Origin of the sequence: Emticicia agri (assembly GCF_004168285.1) — a bacterium.
Classification (GTDB): Bacteria; Bacteroidota; Bacteroidia; order Cytophagales; family Spirosomataceae; genus Emticicia; species Emticicia agri.
This window is the reverse complement of the sequence record NZ_SEWF01000005.1, coordinates 211,275-236,805: the sequence shown is the minus strand read 5'-3', so window position 1 is coordinate 236,805 and position 25,531 is coordinate 211,275. Positions and strand designations below refer to the sequence as shown.

17 protein-coding genes are annotated in these 25,531 nt (G+C 39.6%); 14 read left to right on the top strand and 3 right to left on the bottom strand.

Features of this window, described 5'->3' with window-relative positions; all coding sequences use genetic code 11:
• Positions 1-3 precede the first annotated feature (3 nt).
• Complete coding sequence (gene nirB, locus EWM59_RS05215) at positions 4-2,544, bottom strand: nitrite reductase large subunit NirB (protein WP_130019885.1); 2,541 nt, start codon at positions 2,542-2,544, stop codon at positions 4-6.
• A gap of 317 nt (positions 2,545-2,861) precedes the next feature.
• Here nirB and EWM59_RS05210 point away from each other — a divergent pair, with 317 nt between their 5' ends.
• From EWM59_RS05210 to EWM59_RS05195, 4 genes are all read left to right on the top strand, one after another.
• Entirely contained in the window at positions 2,862-5,321 is a 2,460-nt protein-coding gene (locus EWM59_RS05210; RefSeq protein WP_165372100.1) for a T9SS type A sorting domain-containing protein, read from the top strand.
• Positions 5,322-5,412: 91 nt separating this feature from the next.
• On the top strand, positions 5,413-6,372 hold the full coding sequence (locus tag EWM59_RS05205) for an Ig-like domain-containing protein (protein WP_130019883.1): 960 nt from the start codon (positions 5,413-5,415) through the stop codon (positions 6,370-6,372).
• A 35-nt stretch (positions 6,373-6,407) separates the two neighbouring features.
• A complete protein-coding gene (locus EWM59_RS05200) occupies positions 6,408-6,950 on the top strand; it encodes an RNA polymerase sigma factor (RefSeq protein ID WP_130019882.1) in 543 nt (180 codons plus the stop codon).
• Between the two features lie 32 nt (positions 6,951-6,982).
• Positions 6,983-8,377 carry a hypothetical protein gene (locus EWM59_RS05195; RefSeq protein ID WP_130019881.1) on the top strand — a complete coding sequence of 465 codons (1,395 nt, stop codon included), beginning with the start codon at positions 6,983-6,985 and terminating at the stop codon, positions 8,375-8,377.
• 3 nt (positions 8,378-8,380) lie between these two features.
• Here EWM59_RS05195 and EWM59_RS05190 read toward each other — a convergent pair whose 3' ends face one another.
• Positions 8,381-9,037, bottom strand: coding sequence for a response regulator transcription factor (locus EWM59_RS05190; RefSeq protein WP_130019880.1), 657 nt, complete (start codon positions 9,035-9,037; stop codon positions 8,381-8,383).
• Position 9,038: 1 nt separating this feature from the next.
• The gene (locus EWM59_RS05185) at positions 9,039-10,466 is read right to left on the bottom strand and encodes an ATP-binding protein (RefSeq protein WP_130019879.1); all 1,428 of its coding nucleotides are present in this window, start codon (positions 10,464-10,466) and stop codon (positions 9,039-9,041) included.
• Between the two features lie 305 nt (positions 10,467-10,771).
• Between EWM59_RS05185 and cobA the strand changes: the two genes are divergently transcribed.
• The 10 genes from cobA to EWM59_RS05135 all read left to right on the top strand — a co-directional run bounded on the left by cobA (position 10,772) and on the right by EWM59_RS05135 (position 25,526).
• Positions 10,772-11,527, top strand: coding sequence for a uroporphyrinogen-III C-methyltransferase (gene cobA / locus EWM59_RS05180; RefSeq protein ID WP_130019878.1), 756 nt, complete (start codon positions 10,772-10,774; stop codon positions 11,525-11,527).
• A gap of 730 nt (positions 11,528-12,257) precedes the next feature.
• Positions 12,258-13,793 carry an alginate export family protein gene (locus EWM59_RS05175; protein WP_130019877.1) on the top strand — a complete coding sequence of 512 codons (1,536 nt, stop codon included), beginning with the start codon at positions 12,258-12,260 and terminating at the stop codon, positions 13,791-13,793.
• A gap of 48 nt (positions 13,794-13,841) precedes the next feature.
• Positions 13,842-15,137, top strand: coding sequence for a NarK family nitrate/nitrite MFS transporter (locus EWM59_RS05170; protein WP_130019876.1), 1,296 nt, complete (start codon positions 13,842-13,844; stop codon positions 15,135-15,137).
• Between the two features lie 239 nt (positions 15,138-15,376).
• On the top strand, positions 15,377-18,901 hold the full coding sequence (locus EWM59_RS05165) for a nitrate reductase (protein ID WP_130019875.1): 3,525 nt from the start codon (positions 15,377-15,379) through the stop codon (positions 18,899-18,901).
• A gap of 88 nt (positions 18,902-18,989) precedes the next feature.
• Complete coding sequence (locus EWM59_RS28195; RefSeq protein ID WP_207219941.1) at positions 18,990-20,801, top strand: PKD domain-containing protein; 1,812 nt, start codon at positions 18,990-18,992, stop codon at positions 20,799-20,801.
• 38 nt (positions 20,802-20,839) lie between these two features.
• Positions 20,840-22,306, top strand: coding sequence for a rubredoxin (locus EWM59_RS05155; RefSeq protein ID WP_130019874.1), 1,467 nt, complete (start codon positions 20,840-20,842; stop codon positions 22,304-22,306).
• Positions 22,307-22,369: 63 nt separating this feature from the next.
• Positions 22,370-23,686, top strand: coding sequence for a TlpA family protein disulfide reductase (locus EWM59_RS05150; RefSeq protein WP_130019873.1), 1,317 nt, complete (start codon positions 22,370-22,372; stop codon positions 23,684-23,686).
• Positions 23,687-23,965: 279 nt separating this feature from the next.
• Complete coding sequence (locus tag EWM59_RS05145; protein WP_130019872.1) at positions 23,966-24,202, top strand: DUF4834 domain-containing protein; 237 nt, start codon at positions 23,966-23,968, stop codon at positions 24,200-24,202.
• Positions 24,203-24,207: 5 nt separating this feature from the next.
• The gene (locus EWM59_RS05140) at positions 24,208-24,618 is read left to right on the top strand and encodes a DoxX family protein (protein ID WP_130019871.1); all 411 of its coding nucleotides are present in this window, start codon (positions 24,208-24,210) and stop codon (positions 24,616-24,618) included.
• Positions 24,619-24,623: 5 nt separating this feature from the next.
• The gene (locus EWM59_RS05135; protein ID WP_130019870.1) at positions 24,624-25,526 is read left to right on the top strand and encodes a histone deacetylase family protein; all 903 of its coding nucleotides are present in this window, start codon (positions 24,624-24,626) and stop codon (positions 25,524-25,526) included.
• Positions 25,527-25,531: the final 5 nt, after the last annotated feature.

Sequence of the window (25,531 nt, the reverse complement as noted above, 5' to 3'; positions counted from 1 at the left end):
AGATTAAGCAGTTACTTTGTTCCAGTCGGTGGCCATTATCTGGTCTCTGAGTGGTTCATATTTCACATTCGGGTCTTTTACTTCCGGTGCATTCACAAAATGAACAAAGCGTTTACGAATTTCAGGCGTCTCTACGGCTTCTTTCCATTCACATTGGTAATTGTTTACCAGTGTCTGCATTTCTTTTTCTAATTCTTCACAAATCCCTAAACTATCATCAATAATTACCGATTTCAGATAAGCAATTCCGCCTTCCATTTTATTCAGCCATGTAGCTGTGCGGGTAAGTGGTTCAGCTGTTTTAATATAAAACATAAGAAAACGGTCAATCAATTTCAGACATATTTCGCTACTCAGGTCTGTTGCTAATAACAAGGCATGTTGGGGTTTTGAACCACCATTTCCACATACGTACAGATTCCAGCCTTTTTCTGTAGCAATAATGCCAAAATCTTTGCTTTGGGCTTCGGCACATTCACGGATACAGCCAGACACTGCAGACTTTAATTTATGCGGTGAGCGGAGTCCTTTATATCTGTTTTCTACTTCTATCGCAAAACTTACAGAATCCTGTACACCAAAGCGGCACCAGGTGGTTCCTACACAACTTTTTACAGTACGTAATGATTTACCGTAGGCGTGTCCACTTTCAAAACCTGCTGCTACCAGCTCTTCCCAAATCTGTGGTAAATCACCTACATGAGCCCCGAACATATCTATACGTTGACCTCCTGTGATTTTGGTGTAAAGCCCATATTTTTGAGCAACTTGCCCAATCACAATCAGTTTTTCAGGTGTTATTTCTCCACCAGGAATACGAGGCACAACCGAGTAAGTACCTCCACGTTGGATATTGGCTAAAAATCTGTCGTTAGAATCCTGGGCAGTCGCATTATCTTTTTGCAGAATCATTTCATTCCACAAACTGGCTAAAATAGAAGCAATGGCAGGTTTGCAAACTTCGCAGCCATCGTCTTTGCCGAATTTATCCAATACCTCATCGTAGGTTCTGAGGTTATTGATTTTCACTAAGTTGAATAATTCCTGACGGGTATAGTCGAAATGCTCGCAGAGGATATTCCGGATATAAATACCCTGCGCTTTCATGGTACCTTGTACAAGGTCTTTTACCAGAGGTACACACCCGCCACAGCCTGTACCTGCTTTGGTGCATTTCTTAATGCCATCTATGGTGGTAACTTTGTTTTTAACAATTTCGTGGCAGATGCGTCCCTTTGAGACAGCTTCACACGAACAGATAAGGGCTTCATCGGGTAAAGCCATTACACCTGCTCCACCATCAGACTCACCACCTCTGCTGCCTAAAATAAGGTCTTCAGGGTCTTTGGGTATGACTAAATTATTGATGGTAGTCTGCAATAGCATATTGTATTGCTCTGCATCGCCTATCAGAATACCGCCAAGCAGACTTTTTCCATCAATAGAGATGTTGATTCTTTTATAAACGCCTTTCGATTTGTTTTCATAAACGATAGTCTGGCAGTCAGGCTCCTGAATAAATGGATTGCCGAAACTGGCTACATCAACCCCAATCAATTTTAATTTGGTTGACATATCGAATGAAACAAACGATTTACTTTCTGAAGTGGCTGCTTTGCTCAGGTTGGTTGCTACTACATCAGCCATATCATAGCCAGGCGCTACTAATCCATAAATCATGTGATTATGTAATGCACATTCGCCAATGGCAAAAATAGCTGGGTCAGAGGTTTGCAGATAATTATTGACCACAATTCCACCTCGGCTGCCTACTTCCAGACCTGCCAATCGGGCTACTTCGTCTCGTGGTTTAATACCTGCCGAAATCACCAGCATATCCACATCCAATTTTGAGCCGTCGGCAAAGGTCATGCCCGAGATGCTATCATTTCCGGTTATCTCTTGTGTATTTTTCGACAAATGAATTTTTAGCCCTAATGCTTCCAGTTTGTTTTTGAGCATATCAGACCCTGACTGGTCAATCTGGCGAGGCATCAGTTTAGGCGCAAATTCAATCACATGGATTTCTTCTAAACCTAAATCTATTAAAGCCTTCCCTGCCTCCAAGCCCAACAAACCACCACCAATTACTGCACCTCTCCGGGCTTTTTTAGCGTGGCTTTGCATCATTTCCAAATCCTCTATTGTACGATATACAAAAACACCTTCTTTCTCAATCCCCAGAATCGACGGCACAAAAGGTGCTGATCCAGTAGCCAGTATCAGATAATCGTAAGGTACTGAAAGCCCATGATGTGATAATACAGTTTTGTTTTCCCTGTCGATATGCGTAATAGGGTCGGAGAGGTGAATCTGGATGTTGTTGTCGAAATACCAGTCTAAAGGAGCGAGTGTGAGGTCTTCGGCAGTTTTGCCTGCAAAATATTCACTGAGATGTACACGGTCGTAAGCAGGCCGTGGCTCTTCACCAAAAACAGTGATATGAAAGAAATCAGGCGCTTTGGCTATGAGTTTTTCGCAAAACTTATAGCCCACCATACCGTTGCCCACCACAACGACACGGCGTTTAGTTCCGTTTGTCATTTTGAATTATGTTTACCTACGTTTGCCCGTTTTTAGCCCGAAATTTCCCCCAAATCAGCCTAAAAACAGTGTTAATTGATTTATAGAAAATAAGTATAAATACTTATTTCTACTCAAATATACTTATGTAATTTTAATATGCAAATTTTTATTTGGCAAAATTCATGAATTTTCTACTTCTGTTTTGTGAATTGTACTTAAGGCAGAATAAATATAAATAAATGAAACGTTGAACATGCACTTTCAGAAAAAAGCAAAGATTTTTCTCAACCGTTTTGTTCGTTTCTTTGTCAATGTAGAAAATGAATGCTGATTCTATGAAAAAACGTATTTCTACTTTACTATTTATCTTACTGGCGTGTTCGGGCTTATGGGCGCAGGAACAACTGACGAATATAAGAGGTCTTTATGGACCTTCGACTAGCCCTGCAGGTCCCATCAATTATATAATTAAACTGAATAAGCAAATTGTATGGACTTCTACGGAGGAGAATGGAGTGAATCTATATACTTCTGATGGTACTAAAGAAGGAACCAGGCTCTTAAGTAATGTATTATCATCTATCCCGACTCTTCATCATTCTTTTGATACATGGTCGATACGAGGTGACGAACTACTTTATAGGATTACTCCAAGTTGGGATAATGCCCAGATGTATCATGATTTTACGGCTTTACATTTTGTGACTAACGGAACTGATAAAACACTGAAATTATTTGAAGCAAAAGATTTTATAGAGGGGTCAAGTGCAGTGAAAATTGGCGAAAACTATTATTATATCTACGGGCAAAAAGAAAATGATGTGCTTATTTTAAAACTATTCAAGGTTTATCCAGATGGGAAACAGGAAATTGTAAAGACAATTGATTTAGCAAAAGAAGATGCCTCAATAATAGATGTAAGATTTATTGAAAATGTCGGAGAGTTGTATTTTAAAGTGATTATAGCACCTGATTATCTGCTAAGTAGTTCAAAAGATCTCATAATAAATCCAATCAACGGAGAAATTGTCAATAAAAATGAAGAAGTCTATTTAACGAACTTTCGTGGAAAGGTTTTCTTTTATAAGTATGATGAACTTAGTAAAAAGTATGCTACTTATGCTACTGATGGCTCAGGACTGGTTAAGCTATTTGAATCAGAAAATATGGTAAAGGTTTTTACGCCTAATCCTGATGATGAGGAGATTATTTTTTATGATAACGATAACTGGTGGATTACGGACGGGACAGTTGCCGAAACAAAGTATGTTAAAAGTTTATACGAGAGCTTTAATATGGGTATGCAAAAGAAAATCAATGGTGGTTATCTTTTTTGTGACTTTGGTTTCAGACAATGGCAGATTTATACCAACGGTACAATGAAAAAGGCTGACATTAATATTCCTGGAATTGACTTCGATAGTTATCCGAAAAGTGTAGTGTATAATAATAAGTTCTATTTTAATGCCATGGGTTGGTCAGATAGCCTATATAAAAAAAGACTTATGGTATATGTTTTTGATGGTAATGATGTGCGTATGGCAGTTGATTTAAGTAATTATGAACTGAACAACCGGGCGTTTTCGATGGTATTGAAAAATGGAGGGATGATATTTTCGATTACACCTTTCACCGATACCTTTGAGAATACGGTTGTTTATTGGCACCCGACTATGAATGAAGGTATTTTTATAGCCAAAGGGTTTGTGAATGATATATATATTACAGAGGATAATAAGGCCATTATAAGAATTGAGGAGAAACAAGGTACTATTTATGAGGATATAAATTATCAACTCTATATCTCTGATTTAAAAATACCTGCCCGACTAATAACCTCAAAAGTGTTTGTTCAAAAAGGAGTCACCATAGAAGAGGGGAGCCATATAATTGCTGACAAAAACATTTTAGGTAATAAATTATATTTTTCCGCCTATTCTCCTGAAACTGGATATGAACCGTGGGTTACAGATGGTACCGAAGAAGGTACCAAAATGGTTGGTGATTTATTGAAAGGGCCACAAAGCTCTCATCCTACAAATTTTATGGAAGTAAACGGTATTCCGGTTTGTCGAGCTTCAACACCTGATACAGGGCGACAATTATTTTCCCTGCTACCAAAACTTGATTCACCTATACTGAGCGTACCAAATACCCAGGCTTGTGAAGGAGACACTATTGTGCTGACTTCCTCAAAAGGCTATGACACCTATAAATGGATAATTGATGAGGACGAAGAACTCACTACGACTGAAAATAAACTAAGTATATCAAAATCAGGCACTTATAAAGTAATTGTCAGCAAGGGTAATGCCTCAAGTCTGCCTTCTAATGCAGTAAGCATCAACTTTGTTGCTTTGCCTCCAAAACCTGTTATTAAACAGGAAAACAATCAGTTGAGGGTAACAGCCACCGGACAAGTGCAGTGGTATCTGAACGGAAGCGTGATTGCCGGAGCAACTACTCATACTTTAACTTATAATGGGGCAGGAGATTATACTGTGAAATTAACGGCAAATGGTTGTTCAGTACTATCAGACAAATTATTAGTAAGTATTACGGCAACCGAAGAAATATGGGCAGATGCTGTATATCCTAATCCAGCCAGTAATCAACTGATGGTGAAAGTAAACCAGAACTTTCCGGTTCAGCTAAAGCTGATAGATATAAAAGGGAGAATGGTGTTGGAAAAAACACTTGTTGAGTCGGTGAATGTGATAAATCTGGAAGATTTTGCTAAAGGCGTATATATTCTCAGGTTGAATGAGTATAGTAAAAAAATAATTATTGAGTAAATTTAAAAAGTTTTTAAACCTCAATCTTTCTTTTCGTGTCATCATTAAAAAAGACCTCACTTTCATGTTTCAGAAAGTAAAAAAAATTTTCGTGCAAAAAATCGTTAACCAGACACTTTTAAGTTTTGGTTTGGTCGCTTTTTTGACTGGTGCGTGCGATAATGTAAATCTCAGTACCTCACCGGGGGCAGGCGTTGAAGAAAACCCCAATGATATTTTTTATACAACCAAAGATGCCATCACCATTAATCCTACTTCTTTAAAAGGACTCGAAAATGTCAATCAGATTAGTATTGCGCAGAATCCGTTGTATGGAGAGGCAAAATTTACCGATAACGGATTGGTCTATTACCGATTTACAAGCACAACCGCTGCCAATAGAGATAATCTGATTTTAAGGGGAAAGACACAAACAGGAAGCATGATTGATAAAGAAGTACTATTCACGATTGTATCTTCTGCACAAGACCTTCCGTGTTTTGCCGGGGCTATAGGAGATAGAGTAGAGGTGGAGGCTTCATCTGCCTCCACACTCAATGTTACAGGTAATGACAAAACCTGCTCTGCCATCAGTTCATTGCAGATTGAGATTCCACCAAAGCATGGTACTGTAACTATACAGGAGCAGAAAATTGTTTATACCCCAGAAAAGGACTATGTAGGAGAAGATACATTTTTGTACCGGATTGGCATACCAAATACCAAAAACCCTGTTGCTCCGGTTGAACTAAACATTATCGAGCCAAAGGTTTGTCAGGAGGGTGTGAAAGATGATGTACTCAATTTGTCGAATTACGTTTTAGGTTCAAGTATTGCCATTGATATTTTGCAGAATGATGTGATTTGTTCTTTGTACAGCAACGCAACACTCAGAATTGTATCACAACCACAGCACGGCAAAATAAGTATTGATACAACCAATTTTGATAAACCTGTTATCTTATATCAGGCAGACAAAAGTTTTTCGGGTAGTGATACTTTTAACTATGGCTTGTATCGTAACGAGACACAATTTGTACAGGCAAAGGTGTCAGTTTCAATCAAACTATAATACAGCTATTTTAAACCGCATAAGGATATTTAAACTTGCTTACTGACGAGGAGGTATTCAGGGGTTGTTTGAAAAACGACCGTAAAGCGCAGGCGACTTTTTATCAACGATATAAAAGTCGTTTTTTTGGCGTTTGCTGGCGTTATTCCAATACCCGTGAAGACGCCGAAGATATTTTTCAGGAAGCATTAATTAAAGTGTTTAAACATATAAAAGAGGTGAGAGACGCCAGAGATGTGTCGGCATGGGTAAGAAGAATTATTGTAAATACAGCTATCAATCATTACCGGAAACAGGTGGTATTTGATGATGTGACTGACGATGTATTGTTGCCATTTGATACCAACGAAGATATACTTACACAACTTAATAATAAGGAACTGATGGAGGTATTGAACCAGGTTTTAGCAGAATTACCCAATGGCGCAAGAATTGTATTTAATATGTATGTAATGGAGGGCTATACACACCCCGAAATTGCGGCACAATTACAGATAGCCGAGGGAACCTCAAAATCGCAATTGTTTTTTGCGAAGAAATATATACAGGAAAAGTTAAAAAAAAGGGATATAGTGTAGTGGATTCGGTAAAGATGATGCATATATAAAGCATGAACAAGCCTGAAGATAACATAGAGAAACTATTTCAGAGCCATATCAATGACTTTGATAAAATGCCCGACGATAGCCTTTGGGCTGATATAGAGGCGAATCTTCCGCCCGTGGAGACACCTGTCCGCAAACTCTGGCGATGGGGTCTGGCAGCAGCCTTATTGCTGTTTTCGCTGATTGGCTATGTAGCTTATCAATCGCTTGATAACAAACAAAATTCGGACATAGTCGGAGTAAAAGAAAATACAACGAAGCCTGATACAGATGCACAAAAAAGTATCCCTGAAAAAGATACAAAAACGGCATCAAGGGCGAATGAAACGCATGTGCCAGAAGAACAGGCTACTAAAGAAACAATAGCCATCAGAGCGGCTGAAAATGATAAAACAGCATTAAAAGAAAATAAAATTCAAAAAGATAAAATTGCCAGTGATAGTAAATCCGTAAAATCGCAAAAAGCCGGAAACTCAATATGGAAAAACCCCGTTACTAAATCCTCAGAATTGATTGTTGAAAAACAAAATATTGTGGCTATTGGTAAAAAGCCTATAACGGCAGTAAAAGAACCTGGTAAAGAGATAGCTGTGATGTTTACAGAAGATAACAACATAAAAGCTAATGAAACGATAAGCAGGGAAATTGGAGAGGCTAATAATGAGCAAAAAGCTATAGCAAATGCAGAAATGGCTAAAGGGTTTTCGGACGTTGATTATTTAAATAATAGGAATGACGTAGCTGCCCATGCGATTCCGTTCAATACCCGTATTGCTTGCGAAGCCGAAGTTCAGCCACAGGAGACACGAGAAAGTTTTTTCAAAGTACCCGCTGAAGTATATGTTTCACTGACACCGTCTTTAAATTACTATCGGGTATTTTCTAATGCAGTCATTAATCAGTTTAATGGAGCCAATAATGGTGGTAGGGTAGGCTGGGCTGTGCAGGCAGGGGCTGTGTATCCACTTAAACTGAGAAGGCTAAGCTATAGAGTTGGATTGAGCTTCTTTTCGGCACAATCTAATTTTAAATATAACCTGATTAGTGGCAAACAAGTACCTGTACGTTTGGATAATAATACATTTGAGTATGTAAATCTTGAAAGTTTACAGACAGAATCTAAAAAATGGCAGGTATTAGAAATACAAAACGACCTGATGTACAAAGTACGCCCCATGCAGGATTTTATTCTGGGTTTTAAGGCAGGCAGCAGTTTTACGGAAAGACCTGTTTTTGATGCCTATACAGGTTATCGTTTCAGTAAGCAAGTCAGCCATCGTCAGATTTTGTGGATAGAAACTGCTTATGCCTATGCCATCAATGCCCAGAAATCAAGCTATAATACTTTTTCGTATCACATGGATAAGTATAGTTTGAGAATTGGATTGAATTTTAAATAAGATTTACTCCACTGCCAATCTCACCAACTCCGCAGTATTCTTAACCTGTGTTTTGCGTAGAATATTGGCACGATGGTTGGAAACCGTGCGGACACTCAGGTTAAGCTTTTCGGAGATTTCCTGACTATTCAACCCTTCTACTATATAGTTCAGAATTACTTTCTCTTGTTTTGATAATGTGCTGACAATAGCAGAGGTTTCTTTTTTATTAGTAGCTACACTGTTTTTCTTATGATTCAGTAATCCGTCAATAATCATGGCTGAAACCGTAGGCGGAAAGTACTTATTGCCATTCGCTACGGTATCCAGTGCTTTCAGTATTTCCTCTTTACTCGTATCTTTCAATAGATACCCCATAGCTCCGTTTTCAACGGCCTGCACCATGTATTCCTGATTGTTGTGCATGGAGAAAATAATAGACCTCACGGCCGAATATTTCTGCGAGATAATCTTAGCTACCTCAAAGCCTGTCATTCTGGGCATAGAAAGGTCTAAAAGTACAATGGTAGGTTTTAATTCTTTGATGCCTTCGAGTGCTTCTACACCATCAGGTGCTTCACCCACAATCTCAATATTTTCCTCATCTTCTAATAGGTTAATAATTCCCTTGCGTACAACTGCGTGGTCGTCCACAATCATCAGTTTAATTTTGTTTGCCATTTTAGTTTGGGATTTTCACGGTTATCTGGGTTCCTTTTGTTGATTTCGCTTGTATTGTCATTTGGCCGCCCAACAAACGCACACGGGTTTGCATATTAGGCAGTCCGTTATGGATGTTCTTTTCTTTTTTAGTATTTTTTTCGTCAAAGCCTATACCGTTATCACTGATGTGCAACTCAATTCCTGCCTGAGTTTTCTGTAAAACCACATTGGCCTCTGTAGCTTTTGAGTGTTTTACCATATTATTGAGAGCCTCCTGTGCTATTCTGTAAAGATTTACTTCCAGATTCCCGTTCAGCCTGGTTTGTCCGTAGTTACTATCAAAGGATACCTGAATATCGCTTGTTTTGGTGGTATGCTCTGTCAATAACCTGATGGCTGCTCCTAAGCCAAAATCTGTCAAGATAGGCGGCATCAGATTAAACGATACCATACGTGTAGCTTCTATCGTTTCTTCAATCAGTTTGTTATGTTCTTCAAAAGTTTTTCTTTGTTTGTCGTTGGCAAAAGGCAGGCTTTTCAGTTTTTCGCTATGGAGTTTTAAGCCTGTCAGCATTTGCCCTATACCGTCATGCAGTTCTCTTGATAACCTCCGGCGTTCTTCTTCCTGCCCTTGCATCAATGCACTCGACCGCACGTTATCTTCCTTACGCACCAACTCGTATTTTTCTTCCGTAATTTTTACAATGTCTTTCTGCGCTTCTATCAGTTTCTGGTTAGAAATACTCAGTTCCTGGTTTTTTTCCTGCAAGGCTTCTTCCGAATTAGTCAACATTCTGATTACCTTTTTGATATAATCTGCCAGAGGTTTAAATATCAGCAAGCCCTCTAACAGAAGAATACCAATGGTAAGGAAAAATAAAAATAATTCGATGCTCCGTACTCTGTTTACTCTTTCGTGCGACTCTAAATCATATTGAAACACAATACTGTCCATCTGATTCAAAAAAAGCCGCTCGTTGCGCAGTATTTCGTTTAATACCTGCTTTTTATCAATGGTCTGATGAGTCTGAATCAAGTCCATCTGATTTTTTATCTTCAGAAAAACCGGATTTAATTCATTGAGCATCCGGATAGTGGCAGGGGAGTTTTTTATTGCTACTTCCCGTTCAACTTCTAACTTTCCGTTCATAAAACCCTCATGACATTTACTCCACAAAGCCAGCGTTTCTCCGAAGTCTTTCTGATAGAATTTAGCTTCTTCCGAAAATCGGTCGGTATTGGTAAGCAGAATAGCCATTTTTGATAAACGCTGGCTTAACATCCGTTGGCGTCCGGCTATATTTACTACGTGTGCATCATTGAGGGTGTCCTCTAATGATTCCTGTATCAGCACCTGCCCGGTTATCGAAAGAACGGCTACGGCAGTCAGGGCAAGAATATAAAGTTTTGTCAGACGTTGGGTAACCTGTTGTTCGAGTGTAGGCATTTGTATCAGTATCGTCGCTTAGATTCCAAAGAAATTTAGTATAAAAAAACACCTTTTCCAACGTTAAAATACAGATTCTTGATAGTTTTTTATTAATTATTAAAAAAATACCATTCATAAAATTGAGTATTTTTACTTAATTGTATTTTTCTTATTTTTATTTTGAATTATTCAATTTTATGCAAATATTATTCTGAAAATGTTTGTATTGATAAAATTATCTTCTACTTTTATTCATTATTAATAAATATATAATCCGTTTCGCAAGCCGATTCTGATTTTACGACTGACTATAAATAACTAAAATGCAAGCAAAACTGACACTCGTGGGGGCGGGTCCAGGCGATGCCGAACTCATCACACTTAAAGGCATCAAGGCCTTACAGAAGGCTGACGTGGTTTTATACGATGCCTTAGCCAATCAATCGCTGTTAGCATATGTTTCTGAAAATGCCATTCTGCTGAATGTAGGCAAGCGTAAAGGGCAACACTCATATGCCCAGTTTGAAATCAACGAAATGATTGTCGAATATGCCTTTAAATTCGGGCATGTGGTGCGTTTGAAGGGGGGCGACCCTTTTGTATTTGGCAGAGGGTATGAAGAGTTAGAGTATGCCCGTGCCTTGGGTATTGAAACAGAAGTAATTCCAGGGGTATCGAGTAGTGTAGGGGTAGCAGGAGTTAACCAGATTCCGGTTACTCACCGGGATATTGCCCGTAGTTTCTGGGTTGTAACCGGACATACCAGTGATGGTTTATTGCCCAACGATTTAAAACTGGCAGCGCAGTCATCGGCTACGGTGGTGATATTGATGGGCATGAGCAAATTAGATGAAATAGCGGCGATTTTCTGCGAAAATGGCAAAAAAGAAACACCCATAGCCATTATTCAGCACGGCACTACTCAAAAACAAAATTCAGTATTCGGGCAAATAAAAGATATTCAGACCAAAGTTAATCAGACGGGCATCAGCAATCCGGCGGTGATTATTATTGGTGAAGTAGTAAGTCTGCATCCTGAATATGTAGAAGCCTATGTAGAAAGGTTGGTAATTGAGTGATGGTTTTCTATCTGCTGCGTTTGATTTCATATATATATTTGACAGCTAAGTAACAAATTATATCAGATTGATTTTAGTAATAATAACTGACATCTATTTGTCAGGAAAAAATGCTTAGCTATTTAAGGAGTAATTCACGGGCTATACCGAATTACTCTTTTCTTCTCTTTTTATTTGTCAGAATACTCTTCTGAATACTTACTTATCCCTTCTGTTTTAATTGTACTTTTTTTATATTTAATTCTTGGTGAGAAAAAATGTAAAAATGTCAAAAAGGTAGTTTTATGGTTTTAAAAAATACCTTTTTAGTGAATAAAAATTGTATTTTTCTAAAAACAAGTTTCAGATTTAAAAGAATATTGATTAAAATTAGCAAAAACACTAAAAATATGTATAAAATGATTTTGAGTATAAAATATTATTTTTTACATTTGACTAAGTAAAGAAAATTATTGTATAAATAAGTATTTTTACTTATATAATATTTGGGTAGTGGGGGCTATCAAAGTATTATATTTCACAACCATTTTAAACAATAAACAATTCAAAAGCTCATGCAAACATAGGGAAAAAAACAACAAAAGCACAAACTATGGCTATTGTCGAAGACAATTGTCGGGGTGGGGGCCCCGATTTCTGCCAACAAAAAAGCCGACCTGATATGGGGGTATCAGAATCGGCACTGAATCGCAAAACGTAGGTATTTATTCACAATTCAACATCAAAGCAAATGAAAAAAAATTTATTACGCAAATTTGCACTTGCACTTTTCTTCATTGTTTTCTTTGCGGGAGGTTCGTATTCACAATTTTCACTCACAGGTCAGCTAAGAACCCGTACCGAAATCAGAGACGGATTAGGTAATCTGGCTCTGGTTGGGGCTAAACCTGCTGCTTTTACATCGCAACGAACCCGACTGACTTTTGGTTACAAATGGGATAGAGTAAATCTGGGCGTATCGGTACAGGACGTACGGGTATGGGGGCAAGATGCTTCTTCTATCTCAAATAGCGATGGTGCCAGATTAGCCGTACACGAAGCCTGGGCAGAATTAGCGCTGGCTAACGCCACCGACACCAGTTTTAAATTCAAAGCCTTGCAGTATCTTTCGCTCAAAATAGGCCGTCAGGAATTAGTCTATGACGACGTAAGGCTATTGGGTAATCTGGATTGGTTACAACAGGGGCGTAGGTTCGATGCTGCCTTACTTAAAGCGCAACACAAGGGCTGGACATTGGATTTAGGCGGAGGATTCAATCAGAACGGAGATGCGTTTGGTGCCAACGGTACCTATTATGTAGGCGGAAACGTACCTGCCACGGCATTATCTGCTAAAGGTATAAGCCTTACTATTCCGGGTGGTTTTTTACCTACTAATGGCAAAGGAGGTGCTCCTGCCTTGCTTAATGCCGTGAGTACTAACGGGCAGAACCAGATGTTTAAATCTTTTCAGATGGCTTATCTGGCACGCAAGTTTCAACAAACCAGGTTATCGGTTTTGTTTTTTAAAGATGATTTTTCGAAATTTCGTATAGATAGTATCGGTAGTGTGACTAACGGATATGTATATGGCCGCCGATACGATGTAACAGGTGTAAACTCTCGCCTTACTTATGGAGCCATGCTGACTGGTACCAACAGTCTTACCAAACTACATAAAGTACAATGGCAGGTGTTCGGTTATCTGCAATCGGGCAAAGACCGTGACGGACTCACTATCAAAGGTGCTTACCATTATGGAGGTAATTTCATGATTCAGCGTGGTACTCTTAGCTTCGGGCCGGGTTATGAAGTACTGTCGGGTAACGATGGTTTCAAACTGAAAGCAGGAGAAACACATCGTTTTGACCCATTGTATGGCACCCCTCATAAACATTGGGGCTACATGGATTACTTTTATGTTGGCACAGGCTCACCAGCAGGTGGTTTACAGAATGCTTTCTTCAAATTCAAGCACGTAAACAAACGCCTGACTACAACCTTAGACATTCATTATTTTGCGCTGGCGGCTGCTACACCCAATAAAACTACTGACGCACCCACAGGTGCTAAAGTCAGCTCGATGTTGGGTTTAGAATATGATTTGGTGCTCAATTATTCCCTCAATAAGTTTACAACGCTTGAGGCAGGCTATGCCCTGATGCAAGGCAATAACAGCCTTGAATATGTAAAGCAGAATTCGATGGATAAAACCCGCAAGACAGGTCAGTGGGGCTATCTGATGCTCAATATCCGTCCCGAATTTTTTGCTTCTGCCAAAAAATAAGACACGGATTCTTCTACATTTTCTCATTATCTAAACGAACAAAATCTCATGAAATCGAATAAACCATTAGAAAAACTAAATATTTTTGATTTTTCAAGTGTACAAATGCGTACATTCCATGTTACATGGCTTACTTTCTTTATGTGCTTTTTTGGCTGGTTCGGTCTGGCACCTTTAATGCCAACCATCAGAGAAGACCTGGGTCTGAGCAAAGCACAGGTAGGTAATACACTCATTGCGGCGGTATCGGCCACTATCATTGCCCGTTTAATTATTGGTCGCCTTTGCGATACCTGGGGACCTCGCAAAACCTATACAGCCTTATTGGTGCTTTGTGCTGTTCCGGTGTATCTGGTGGGTTTATCGCATAGCTACGAAACCTTTTTATTATTCCGTCTGGCTATCGGGGTTATCGGTGCCTCGTTTGTAATTACGCAATACCATACATCGATAATGTTTGCTCCAGGTATTAAAGGTACAGCCAATGCAGTAGCCGGAGGTTGGGGGAATCTGGGTGGCGGCATTACCAATATGTTGATGCCTTTAATTTTTGCCGGAATTGTAGGTCTGGGTTATACCAAAGGTGAAGCATGGCGTCTGGCTATGATTGTACCGGGGACACTACTGTTACTATGTGCATTTCTATATTATAAATTCACACAGGATACTCCTGCCGGAAACTACGCAGACATCCGCCGCAAAGTAGCTCAAAAAGAAAAACCCAATACATGGGAAGTAGTAAAAGACTGGCGTGTATGGGCATTGGCTATCTCTTATTCCATCTGTTTTGGTATGGAAATTACATTCGATAACGTGGCAGCCCTACACTTTGTAGATAACTTCGGGGTAGACCAGAAAATGGCCGGACTACTGGCAGGTATGTTTGGGTTCATGAATATTTTTGCCCGTGCCTTAGGGGGTATTTGGGCCGATAAAATCGGTAAAAAGAATGGTTTAACCGGAAAGGGTCGCTTACTGGCTATATTAATTGCTATAGAGGGCATCGGGCTTGTATTTTTTGCCAGTGCGGCTACTTTGCCTGTGGCCATTGCTTCAATGGTACTGTTTGCCTTGTTTCTAAAAATGGCTAATGGCGCTACGTATGCACTGACGCCTTTTATCAATGCAAAAAATGTAGGCATGGTAGCAGGTATTGTAGGAGCAGGAGGTAACATTGGCGGCATGCTGATGGGCTTCCTGTTCAAATCAGAAAATCTGACTTATGCCGATGCTTTCCGTTACATAGGTATGGCTGCGGTTGCAGCAGCTATTCTCATTGCCATTACCAGATTTAGTGTGAAAGAAAAAGTGAAGAAGACTGCGATGGTGGAGGATTTGGTGTAAAAAAATTGTGTTTTAAATTTTCCCTCATTTTAAAGGAGGGGAGGCAAAATCCTGACGAAGTCGGATTTTGACGGAGTGGTTAAACGCAGGTCTGTAAATTAGTTCTTAATAGTTTTATGAGCTTATGGTTAACCACCTCCCCCATAAATAACCGATGAAAAATCGGTTATTTATGGGTAATCCTCCTTGAAAAAGAGGAGAAATTAACGGATAAAAAATTCATTAATTACTCTCTGGTCATGCAAACCTCAAAAAAATATAAAACCACCTGCTGTTATTGTGGGGTAGGATGCGGAATTGTGGTAACGGATACCGGCAATGGCAGGATTCATGTGGAGGGTGATAAAGACCACCCTGTGAACAAAGGAATGCTTTGCTCAAAAGGGATGAATCTGCATTATACGGTCAATGATAAGTCTGACCGACTGCTGTATCCGCAAATGCGGATGAACAGAAGCATGCCTATGCAACAGGTAAGCTGGGATGCGGCACTGGAACGTACGGCAGCTATTTTTAAGGCTTTCATTGCTAAATATGGGCCTGATTCGGTAGGGCTTTATGTTTCAGGGCAATGCCTCACAGAGGAATATTACTTATGGAATAAACTGATGAAAGGCTTTATTGGGTCTAATAATATAGATACCAATTCACGTCTGTGTATGTCCTCGGCTGTGGTGGCTTATAAACTCTCATTGGGTGAAGACGCTGTTCCGGTTTGTTATGATGATATTGAGGCATCAGACTGTATCTTGGTTGAGGGCGCAAACCCTACATGGTGCCATCCGATATTGTGGCGAAGAATTGAAGCACACAGGGCGGCTAATCCTGACCTGAAAATTATTACAGTTGACCCTCGCCGTACACAAACGGCTACTTCGTCAGACCTGCATTTACAGCTTAATCCGGGTACAGATGTAACCCTGAATTATGCCATAGCAAGGGTGCTGATAGAAAACAACTGGATTGATAATAAATTTATAGTTAATCATACCGATGGCTTTGGTGAGTTCAGAACAAAGATTTTTGAACGGACATTAGACGAATCGGCTTTGATATGTGGTGTTTCGGTAAAAGATATACAAAAAGCAGCCTACTGGATAGCAAAGGCCAAAGGCTTCTTGTCAATGTGGACAATGGGCTTGAATCAATCGGTGATTGGTGTCAATAAAAACCTGTCTCTCATTAACCTGAGCCTTATTACAGGTAAAATTGGTAAACCGGGTAACGGGCCTTTTTCGCTGACAGGACAGCCTAATGCAATGGGTGGCAGAGAAGTAGGTGGATTAGCAAATATGCTGGCATCGCACCGTGATATTCTGAATCCGCAACACAGGGCAGAAATGGAAACTTTCTGGGGAGGGACTACTATTTCTGACAAAATGGGATTAACCGCTACCGAAATGTTTAAAGGTTTGGAAAGCGACAAACTCAAGGCTATCTGGATAGCTTGTACCAATCCGATGGTAAGCCTGCCCGATGCAAAAATGGCCGAAATGGCTTTGAAAAATGCCCGGTTTGTGGTTGTGCAGGATATTTCGAATAAAGCTGATACTATTCGGTTTGCTGATGTGGTTTTGCCTGCGGCTGCCTGGACAGAAAAAGAAGGAACGATGACTAACGCCGAGCGTAGGGTCTCTTATCTGCATAAAGTCAGCGAAGCACCCGGAGAGACTTTGCCCGATGCTGAAATTATCTGCCGCTTTGCTGAGAAAATGGGCTGGGGAGATAAATTCAGCTATAAAAATTTCGGAGAAATTTATGAGGAATATACACGCACTACCGCAGGAACAAACATTGATGTAACAGGCGTAAGCTATGATTTGCTGAAACAGCATACGGTGCAATGGCCGTATCCGGCAAAGGCTGCGCAAAGCAAAGGAACACCTCGTTTGTTTGAAGACCATCGGTTTTATACAGCTAATCAAAGGGCAAAAATACATGCAGTATCTGATGAAAACGAATCTGAAAAGACGAGTGAGGATTTTCCTTTGATTTTGCTGACGGGTAGAATCAGAGACCAATGGCATACCATGACCAAAACAGGGCGTGTAAATAAACTGAAACAACATATTCCGGTACCCTTTCTGGAAATTCATCCGAATGATGCCCGAAGCCGGGGTATTGAAAATGAGGCGGTAGTAGAAATAAAAGGCAAGCGTGGAAGCGTAAAAGTAAAAGCCCGGACTACTGACGAAGTAAAAGAAGGGAATTGTTTTTTGCCTATGCACTGGGGCAGAATATTGGACAACGATTTTGGCCGAGCCAATAACCTGACCAATAACCTGATTGACCCTAAATCGAAAGAACCTGATTTCAAATATTCGGCTGTTGAAGTAGTCAGATACCAGAAACCGAAAGAGAAAATTATTGTCATAGGTGCAGGCTCGGCAGGGTTAGGTTTTATTTCGGCATATCGTGCCCTGAATCAGACCGACGAAATTGAGGTATTTTCTAAAGAGATATATCCATTCTACAACCGTGTGATGTTGCCTGATTATATCAGTGGTATACAAACCTGGGATCAACTGGTAAAACTGAGGGAAGACCAGTTTAAAGAAACACAAATAACCGTCCATAAAGGCATAGGCATTGAACATATAGACCGCAAAAACAAAGTGGTGGTAGATAGTAATGGCCATGAGCATCATTACAATAAACTGTTTTTGGGGATGGGTAGCCGTGCTTTTATGCCAAAGAATTTTCCACGGATAGGAGGAGTGTTTAACATGCGCAGCAGGCTTGATGCCGATGCTCTGTTGCCCTATGTGAAAGCCGGTAGACATGCTGTAATTGTAGGCGGCGGACTATTAGGTTTAGAAATGGCAGCGTCTTTAAAAGAGATTCAGGTAAATGTGACAGTCATACAAAGAATCGGACGCTTTATGGACAGGCAATTAGACCCGATAGGCAGCGATATTTTGCATGAAGAAATTATTGCTCGCGGCATTGATGTGTATTATAACGATGAAGTAGAACAGGTATATGGCAGTGAGAAAATTACGGGTGTACGCCTGAAATCGGGCATGAAATTGACTTGTGATGCATTGATTGTAGCGGCAGGTACTACTCCGAATATCGAACTGGTAAAAAATGCCGGGCTGGCTTGTAATCGAGGGGTAGTGGTGAATAACTACCTGCAAACTTCAGACCCTGATGTTTTTGCCTGCGGCGAAATTGCCGAATGGCAGAACCAGATGTGGGGTATTACTGCGGCAGCAGAACAACAGGCAGCCGTTGTAGCCAGATTTCTGGCTGGAGACCTTGCTACCTACTACAATGGGAGCCTTTCAATGAATATTCTTAAAATGCACGGACTTAATCTCTGTTCGCTGGGTATGGTAGAAATACCTGCAGGAAGCACCGATTATGAAGAGATTATTTTTATAGACAAAACCCGGCATTATTATAAAAAATGTATTGTACATAATGACCGATTGGTAGGGGCGATTCTGATAGGAGATAAGTCGGAGTTTTTAGAGTTTAAAGATTTAATTATCAATGGTATTGAGTTATCAGACAAACGGCTGGCATTATTGCGTTCTGGTAAAGCTGCCGAACCTGTTATTGGCAAACTGGTGTGCTCGTGCAACAATGTAGGCAAAGGCAATCTCGAAAATGCCATTTCAGGAGGGTGTAAGGATATGGTACAACTATGCCAGAAAACAGGAGCAGGCATGGGTTGTGGCTCGTGTAGACCAGAAGTAAAATTGATTTTGGAAAGTATGCTTGACAAGAATAAGGTAACCGAAGAGTCATTGGCTTAGGTCTTAATATTTTATTAAGAAAAAAGAGTAAATGTTTGAAGAATAAGGTATTTAATTAAATTTGTGTTCACACATTATTCTTTTTTGCATGAAAAATATTTTGTTGTTACTATTCCTATTCTTAAGCCTTTGTGCTTGCGCTCAAGAAAAATCTTATGAAGAATACAAAAAGGGTGAGAAAGGAGAGGCCGTTCTTCCGTCGGCTATTACGCCTACACAAGCCGGAATTACAGTAGAATTATTCAAGGCACTCGGGCATTTGCCTGTCAGGGTTGTATATGACACTATAAGCAATTGCCTTTACACCTGTAATATTGACGGTTGGGTTTTTAAGGTTCCGATTATAAATGGAATGGCAGGCGATGAAAGTGGATTTTTACCACCACATGAGCATCATATTAATTATTTACAAGGCATGGTGTATTACAACAATACTTTTATTCTGATAGGTAACCATAACACGGCCGAAAACTCAAATGGATATGGTGTGGTGGAGAAATGTACGATTATGCCTAATGGAGAACGCCAGTGGACAACCATGCTAACCACTGAATTATACCCATCGTCAGGTACATTATTCGACCATGCTTTTGCCGGAATCTGTTTATCACCCAATAAAGATTCTGTGTATATCGCCAGTGGTTCTCGTACTGACCACGGCGAGGTAAAAAACTCAGGAAGCTATACAGGTTTAAGAGAAGTCCCGCTTACAGCTAAAATTTTTCGTATTCCTATCAATGCAAGTAATATTTATCTGCCCAACGATGAGAATGCACTTAATGCAAGCGGTTTTGTATTTGCCAGAGGGGTGAGAAATGAATTTGATATGGCTTTTAATGCGGAAAACCGACTATTTGGTATTGAAAACTCAGGCGATAGAGACGACCCCGAAGAAATGAACTGGTTGCGTAAAGATAAGCACTACGGGTTTCCGTGGCGGATAGGGGGGAACGATACGCCTATGCAATATACACCCTATGATGCCAGTCAGGATAAACTGGTGCCCGCCGAGGCATTGGCCAGAAATATATTTTATAACGACCCCGGTTATCCGGCACGACCCTCAGGCGTGGTATTTACTGAACCAATCAAAAACCTTGGCCCAGACGCCAACTGGGTAAGAAACCCATCAAACGGACAAATGTATAAAGGCACCGAAGTAACCACTTTTACAGGCCACCGCTCACCTGTTGGGTTAGTATTTGATAGAGATAGCACCTTGCAAATGCCTTATACTGGCTCGGGCTTTATGTTAGCGCATCTGCCTGATGGAGGCGGAGGGTATTTGCCTAATGAAGATTCGGCAGGAGATGTATGCCAACTAAAATTGGTGTATGATGCGGCCAATACCAATTATAAGGTGAATACAACACGATTGGTAACCGGATTTACGAAACTGACAGATGCAGAAAAAGTAGGAAACATAATTTATATAACCGACTTATTGGGAAATATCTGGAAAATGACTTTACCAAAACTGGTAGCTCCGGTTACAAATTTTGTGGCGATACAGTCAGATGGTTGTTTGAATAGATTTACTTTTCAGAATCAGTCAGCCAATGAGCCCATGACTTATTTGTGGAATTTCGGTGATGGCACTACCTCTACCGAAAAAAATCCGGTACATCAATACGCAAATGGAGGGAGTTATACTATAACACTTACTGCACGCAACCCACAGGGAAGCCAGGTAAAGCAAACAACTATCTCATTGACAGACCCCTATGTCATCAATAACCCGATAAGTGGCAATGCCGATATCAGAGGCCCTAAAGTTATACAGGCCAATAATATGGTTTACTCAAGTGCTAATGTTATTTATAAGGCACAAAAGCATATCTTATTGAATCCGGGTTTTAAAGTATGGGAGTGTGTTTCTGAGTGGTATTGGTGGCTGTAATAATTAAAACGGAATAAGTTGATTAAACTATTAATCTTATGCAAGATAAATATCTGATACGAATCAATTTTAAAGGCGGCATTGCTTCGCCTGCCGAAATGAAGGCTATATTGACTGTGGCGACACAGGCACAGGTAGAGAGCGTACGCTTTGGCTTACGCCAGCAGATGTTGCTTTATGTGCCGCATAGTTTCGGAAAAACATTCGGCAAAGCGATGGAAGCCCTGCAAATTGATTATCAGGTAGATGCTAATCAGCATCCAAACATCGTGAGTTCGTATGTGGCAGAAGAAGTCTTTCAGAAAGGCAACTGGCTGACAGAAGGAATTTATAAGGATATTCTGGATACTTTTGAATATAGTCCTCAACTGAAAGTAAATATATCTGATGCTGACCAAAGTTTCAGCCCGTTTTTTTCAGGACATCTCAACTTTATAGCCTCACCTACACCCAATTTCTGGTATCTGTATGTCAGGATACCCAAAAGCAATGCACTGGTTAGTTTTAAAAGATTGGTTTTTTCAAACGAGATAGCTAAAATCTGTCAGTATTTAGAAGAGCAGCTATTGATACAACAAAAAACAGAAAGCAGAGAGATTGAAGTATTGCTCGAAAACCTGCCGATTGCTATTTTGGCTCCTCTTGAAACGGAATTGATTCCTGCCCGTTTTACTTTGCCTTATTACGAAGGCTTTAATAGGTATGGTAAAAAAACATGGTTAGGAATATATCGCAGGAATGAATCTTATCCGATAGATTTCCTGATGAAAATCTGTAGTTTATGCCAGGAAACTAAAATAGGAGAGATTTGCCTGACACCTTTCAAATCTTTGATAGTGAAAGGAATACAGGAAGTTGACAGATGGAGGTGGAGCAATGTGTTGTCGGAGTTTAATATCAATGTACGTCATGCCGCCAATGAACTTAACTGGCAGATTGAAGATGATTCTGATACTGCTTTACAGTTGAAATCAGCCTTGATAAGAGGTTTTGATGCTATTGATTTACGAACTTTTGGCTTGTGCTTTGGTATCAAAACCCGACCACGTACAGAAGTATATGCTTCAATTATGTTAATGAAAAGACGCTTCAGACTCTTTAACCTTATTCCGCTTTTTTCGGTTTATGATATTTCTTATACAGAAGATTTTAACCCGAACGGGCGTACAAAAAAGTATTTTAGTAGGGGTGTATGGCGATTTAATGTAGACGAGCAGCTAAGAAGATGCGTATTGAAATACAACAAAATGATTGCAGAAAATCAGGTAAAAGCAGCAGGATTAAAAGACGACCACAAGACTGACGAAACACCTGTACTCGCTACCAAAACTGTACACCAATGCCCTTGTTGCCTGACAATTTATGACAAAGATTTCGGTGATTTACTGAATGATATTCCTGTAGGAGTGCCTTTTGAAAAACTGCCCGATAGCTATATGTGCCCTACCTGTGAAACCGATAAGAAGGATTTTAAGTCATTGCAAGTAGAGGCATCTTTGGTTTAGACCGACATTTTTTTATTTTTTATCAATCTTTGGCATAGATTTTCGTTAATTTGTTATTGAGTTTTGAGTGATAATGACGAGACAATCAAACATGCCGGAGCTATGCTAAAGAAAATACTTTTATTTTTACTAATCCCTATCCTGTCTTCAGCGCAAACCATCGGGTTTTCAAAAGGTGATAGTGTTGATATTTTTTTGCAGTCAGGCGAAACAGCGCTGATTAATCAATTGAATAAGCTATTGCAGGAGCCTGAAAGCCAGACTTTTATGGCGGAATTTAAAAAGAAATTCCCTGATTCGTTTGAAAAAGAAACACGCTATAAACAATTGTTAGTAGCTAATGTAGATGATTGGGAAATGGGCTTATACGACGAGCGCAAAAATCAATTAGACTTTCTGAAAAATTATCCGGCAAAAGAAAAACTTTCTGCTGACTTTCAGAAATTGGTCGAAAGCAATATCCGCTGGAATTACTGGCACTTATTACTGGCGTATTCTATCACTCGCAGTAACCTTGATACTAAACTAACACGTGTGGTATCCTTACCGTCAGTAATGATTGAGGCACTTGACCCTCAGAAAGTACAGGACGAAAGCCTGTTGATTTCAGAAAGCTACCGCAACTTTCTGTCTTTTTTCGTTACTTATTTTAATTCACAGGAACAAAAATTTGTGAAATACAGCGACCAGGTAAAAGCCCTGACAGACAAAAGCAACTATGCTTTGAAATACCTGAAAGGCAAGGTTTTAGATTATACACTCTCAAAACTGATGTATGATAACTGCGGACGAATTACCTCTTCGGCGGCCAAATACTGGATTAGTCAGGTATCATCAGATACTTACCGTAAATTACTGATTAGCCATTGTCAGGAAACGTTGAACAAAAAAGAAGAGATTGCCAAGAAGAAAGAGGAAAAGACGCAAAGCCCCAAGGAATTGCTAAATACGAGCGATTATCCGGTGCTGACAGATATTAATGGCAATAAATTTAATTTTGCCAAATATAAAGGCAAGGTAATTTATGTTGATTTCTGGGCAAGCTGGTGTGGCCCTTGCCGTCAGGAATTTCCGTTTTCTAAAAAAATTCATGCTTCGCTTACAGATAAGCAAAAGAAAAGCATTGTGTTTTTATATATCTCTATCGATGAAGACCCTAATAACTGGAAAAATGCGGTTGAAAGATTGCAGTTAGACAATGGCGAACATGGGTATTCAGAGGGTGGCTGGGCCTCTGAAGTAGTCAGAAAATACCAAATCAACGGTATTCCACGTTATATGATTATCGATAAAAACGGAACAATTGTTCAGCCTGATGCTGTTCGCCCGAGTAGTCCAGATACATTAGACATTCTATTGAAACTGATTGGTATCTCATAAGGGCAAAACAGAAGGAATTAATTTTCAGTTTTGATTGTATTACATCTATTAGAGCATATTTAAAAATTATTGTTCGACCTTCAAAGGCATCTTTTTCAGTTATACTGCGTTACATTTTTTCGATGTAGCTGCTGGCTACATCGAAAAAATGTGTCTTGTCTAACTAAAAAATCTGTCCTTTTCAGTCAGAAAAATAAAATTTAAAAATGCTCTAAAAACAAATTACATTTGTACAATATTCAGTCTTATTTTTAAATTTCCCATTCGGGAATTAAGGTCATGTTTAAATACATTCTCATATTTTTACTACTGATAGTCTTTGTTCCGGTGTTCAGAAACTTCCTGTTCAATTTATTGGTAGGTAAGCAGATTGCCAAAGAGCAAAAACGCTACAACGATATAATGGAGAAAAAACGAGGAAAAGAGGGAGATATCAAGGTGAAACCCACACAATCGTCGGATAAGAAAGGAGGATACGAAGGCGGACAGTATGTTGATTTTGAAGAGATAAAATAAGAATAATGCTTAAAAAATTTCTGAAACCCACAACTTTAACAAACCAGATAAGTTTAGCAGTTTTATTATTAAGGTTAGGCTTGGCCGGTTTAATGATTCCACACGGTTATAATAAACTCCAGAGTTTTTTAGCCGGAGTCCATGATTTTCCTGACCCTTTGCATGTATCACCTATGGTTTCGCAAGGGTTAACTATTTTTGCAGAATTCTTTTGTTCTCTACTGCTGATTATAGGCTTATTTACCAGATTAGCTTCTGTTGTACTGATTATCTGCATGGGAGTAGTTGCTTTGGTAATTCATGGAGACGACCCCCTTGGCGATAAAGAACAAGCCTTATTATATCTTACAGGTTTTGTTGCCATTTTTCTGACAGGCCCCGGCAAGTATTCTTTAGACACCCGCCTTTTTAAGTAGTATCTATGCTGAAAATAGCTTACGATTCTATCTATACTCATCCACTGCCGCCGGGTCATCGGTTTCCGATGATAAAATACGAGTTAATTCATGAACAGTTGCTTTATGAGGGTACATGCACGCCCGAAAACTTCTTTGCACCTGTGGTTGTTGAACCGAAATGGGTATTAGGTGTACACGATAAAGCCTATTTTGAAGATTTGCTCAACCTAAGGATTGATGCCAGAATGGAACGTCGTATTGGTTTTCCGGTCTCTGAAAAACTGGTTGAGCGGGAACTGATAATTACACAAGGTACAATTGACTGTTGTACGTTTGCCTTTGAATCGGGGATTTCGATGAACATTGCAGGCGGCACGCATCATGCCTATGTCGATAGGGGCGAGGGCTTTTGTTTGTTGAATGATGTAGCGGTAGCGGCCAATTACCTGCTTACCAATCAGTTAGTCAATCAGATACTGGTAGTTGACCTGGATGTGCATCAGGGCAATGGTACTGCGCTTATTTTTGAGAATGAGCCAAGGGTTTTTACTTTTTCAATGCACGGTAAAGAGAATTATCCGCTGAAAAAAGAAAAATCAGATTTAGATATAGAATTATCTACCTATTGTGAAGATGAAGCATACCTGAGTTTACTTTATAGAACATTGCCACAATTGATAGAAGAGGTAAAACCACAGTTTATTTTCTACATTTCTGGTGTAGATATTTTAGCCTCCGACAAATTAGGTAAACTGAAGGTGTCGATGGAGGGCTGTAAGCAAAGGGATACTTTTGTTTTTGAACAGGCTATCAAAAACAAAATTCCGATTGTGGTTTCAATGGGTGGCGGTTATTCGCCACGTATTGCCGATATTGTAGAAGCTCATTGCAATACTTTTCGTCTGGCTGATAAGCTATTTTTTTGAATTCC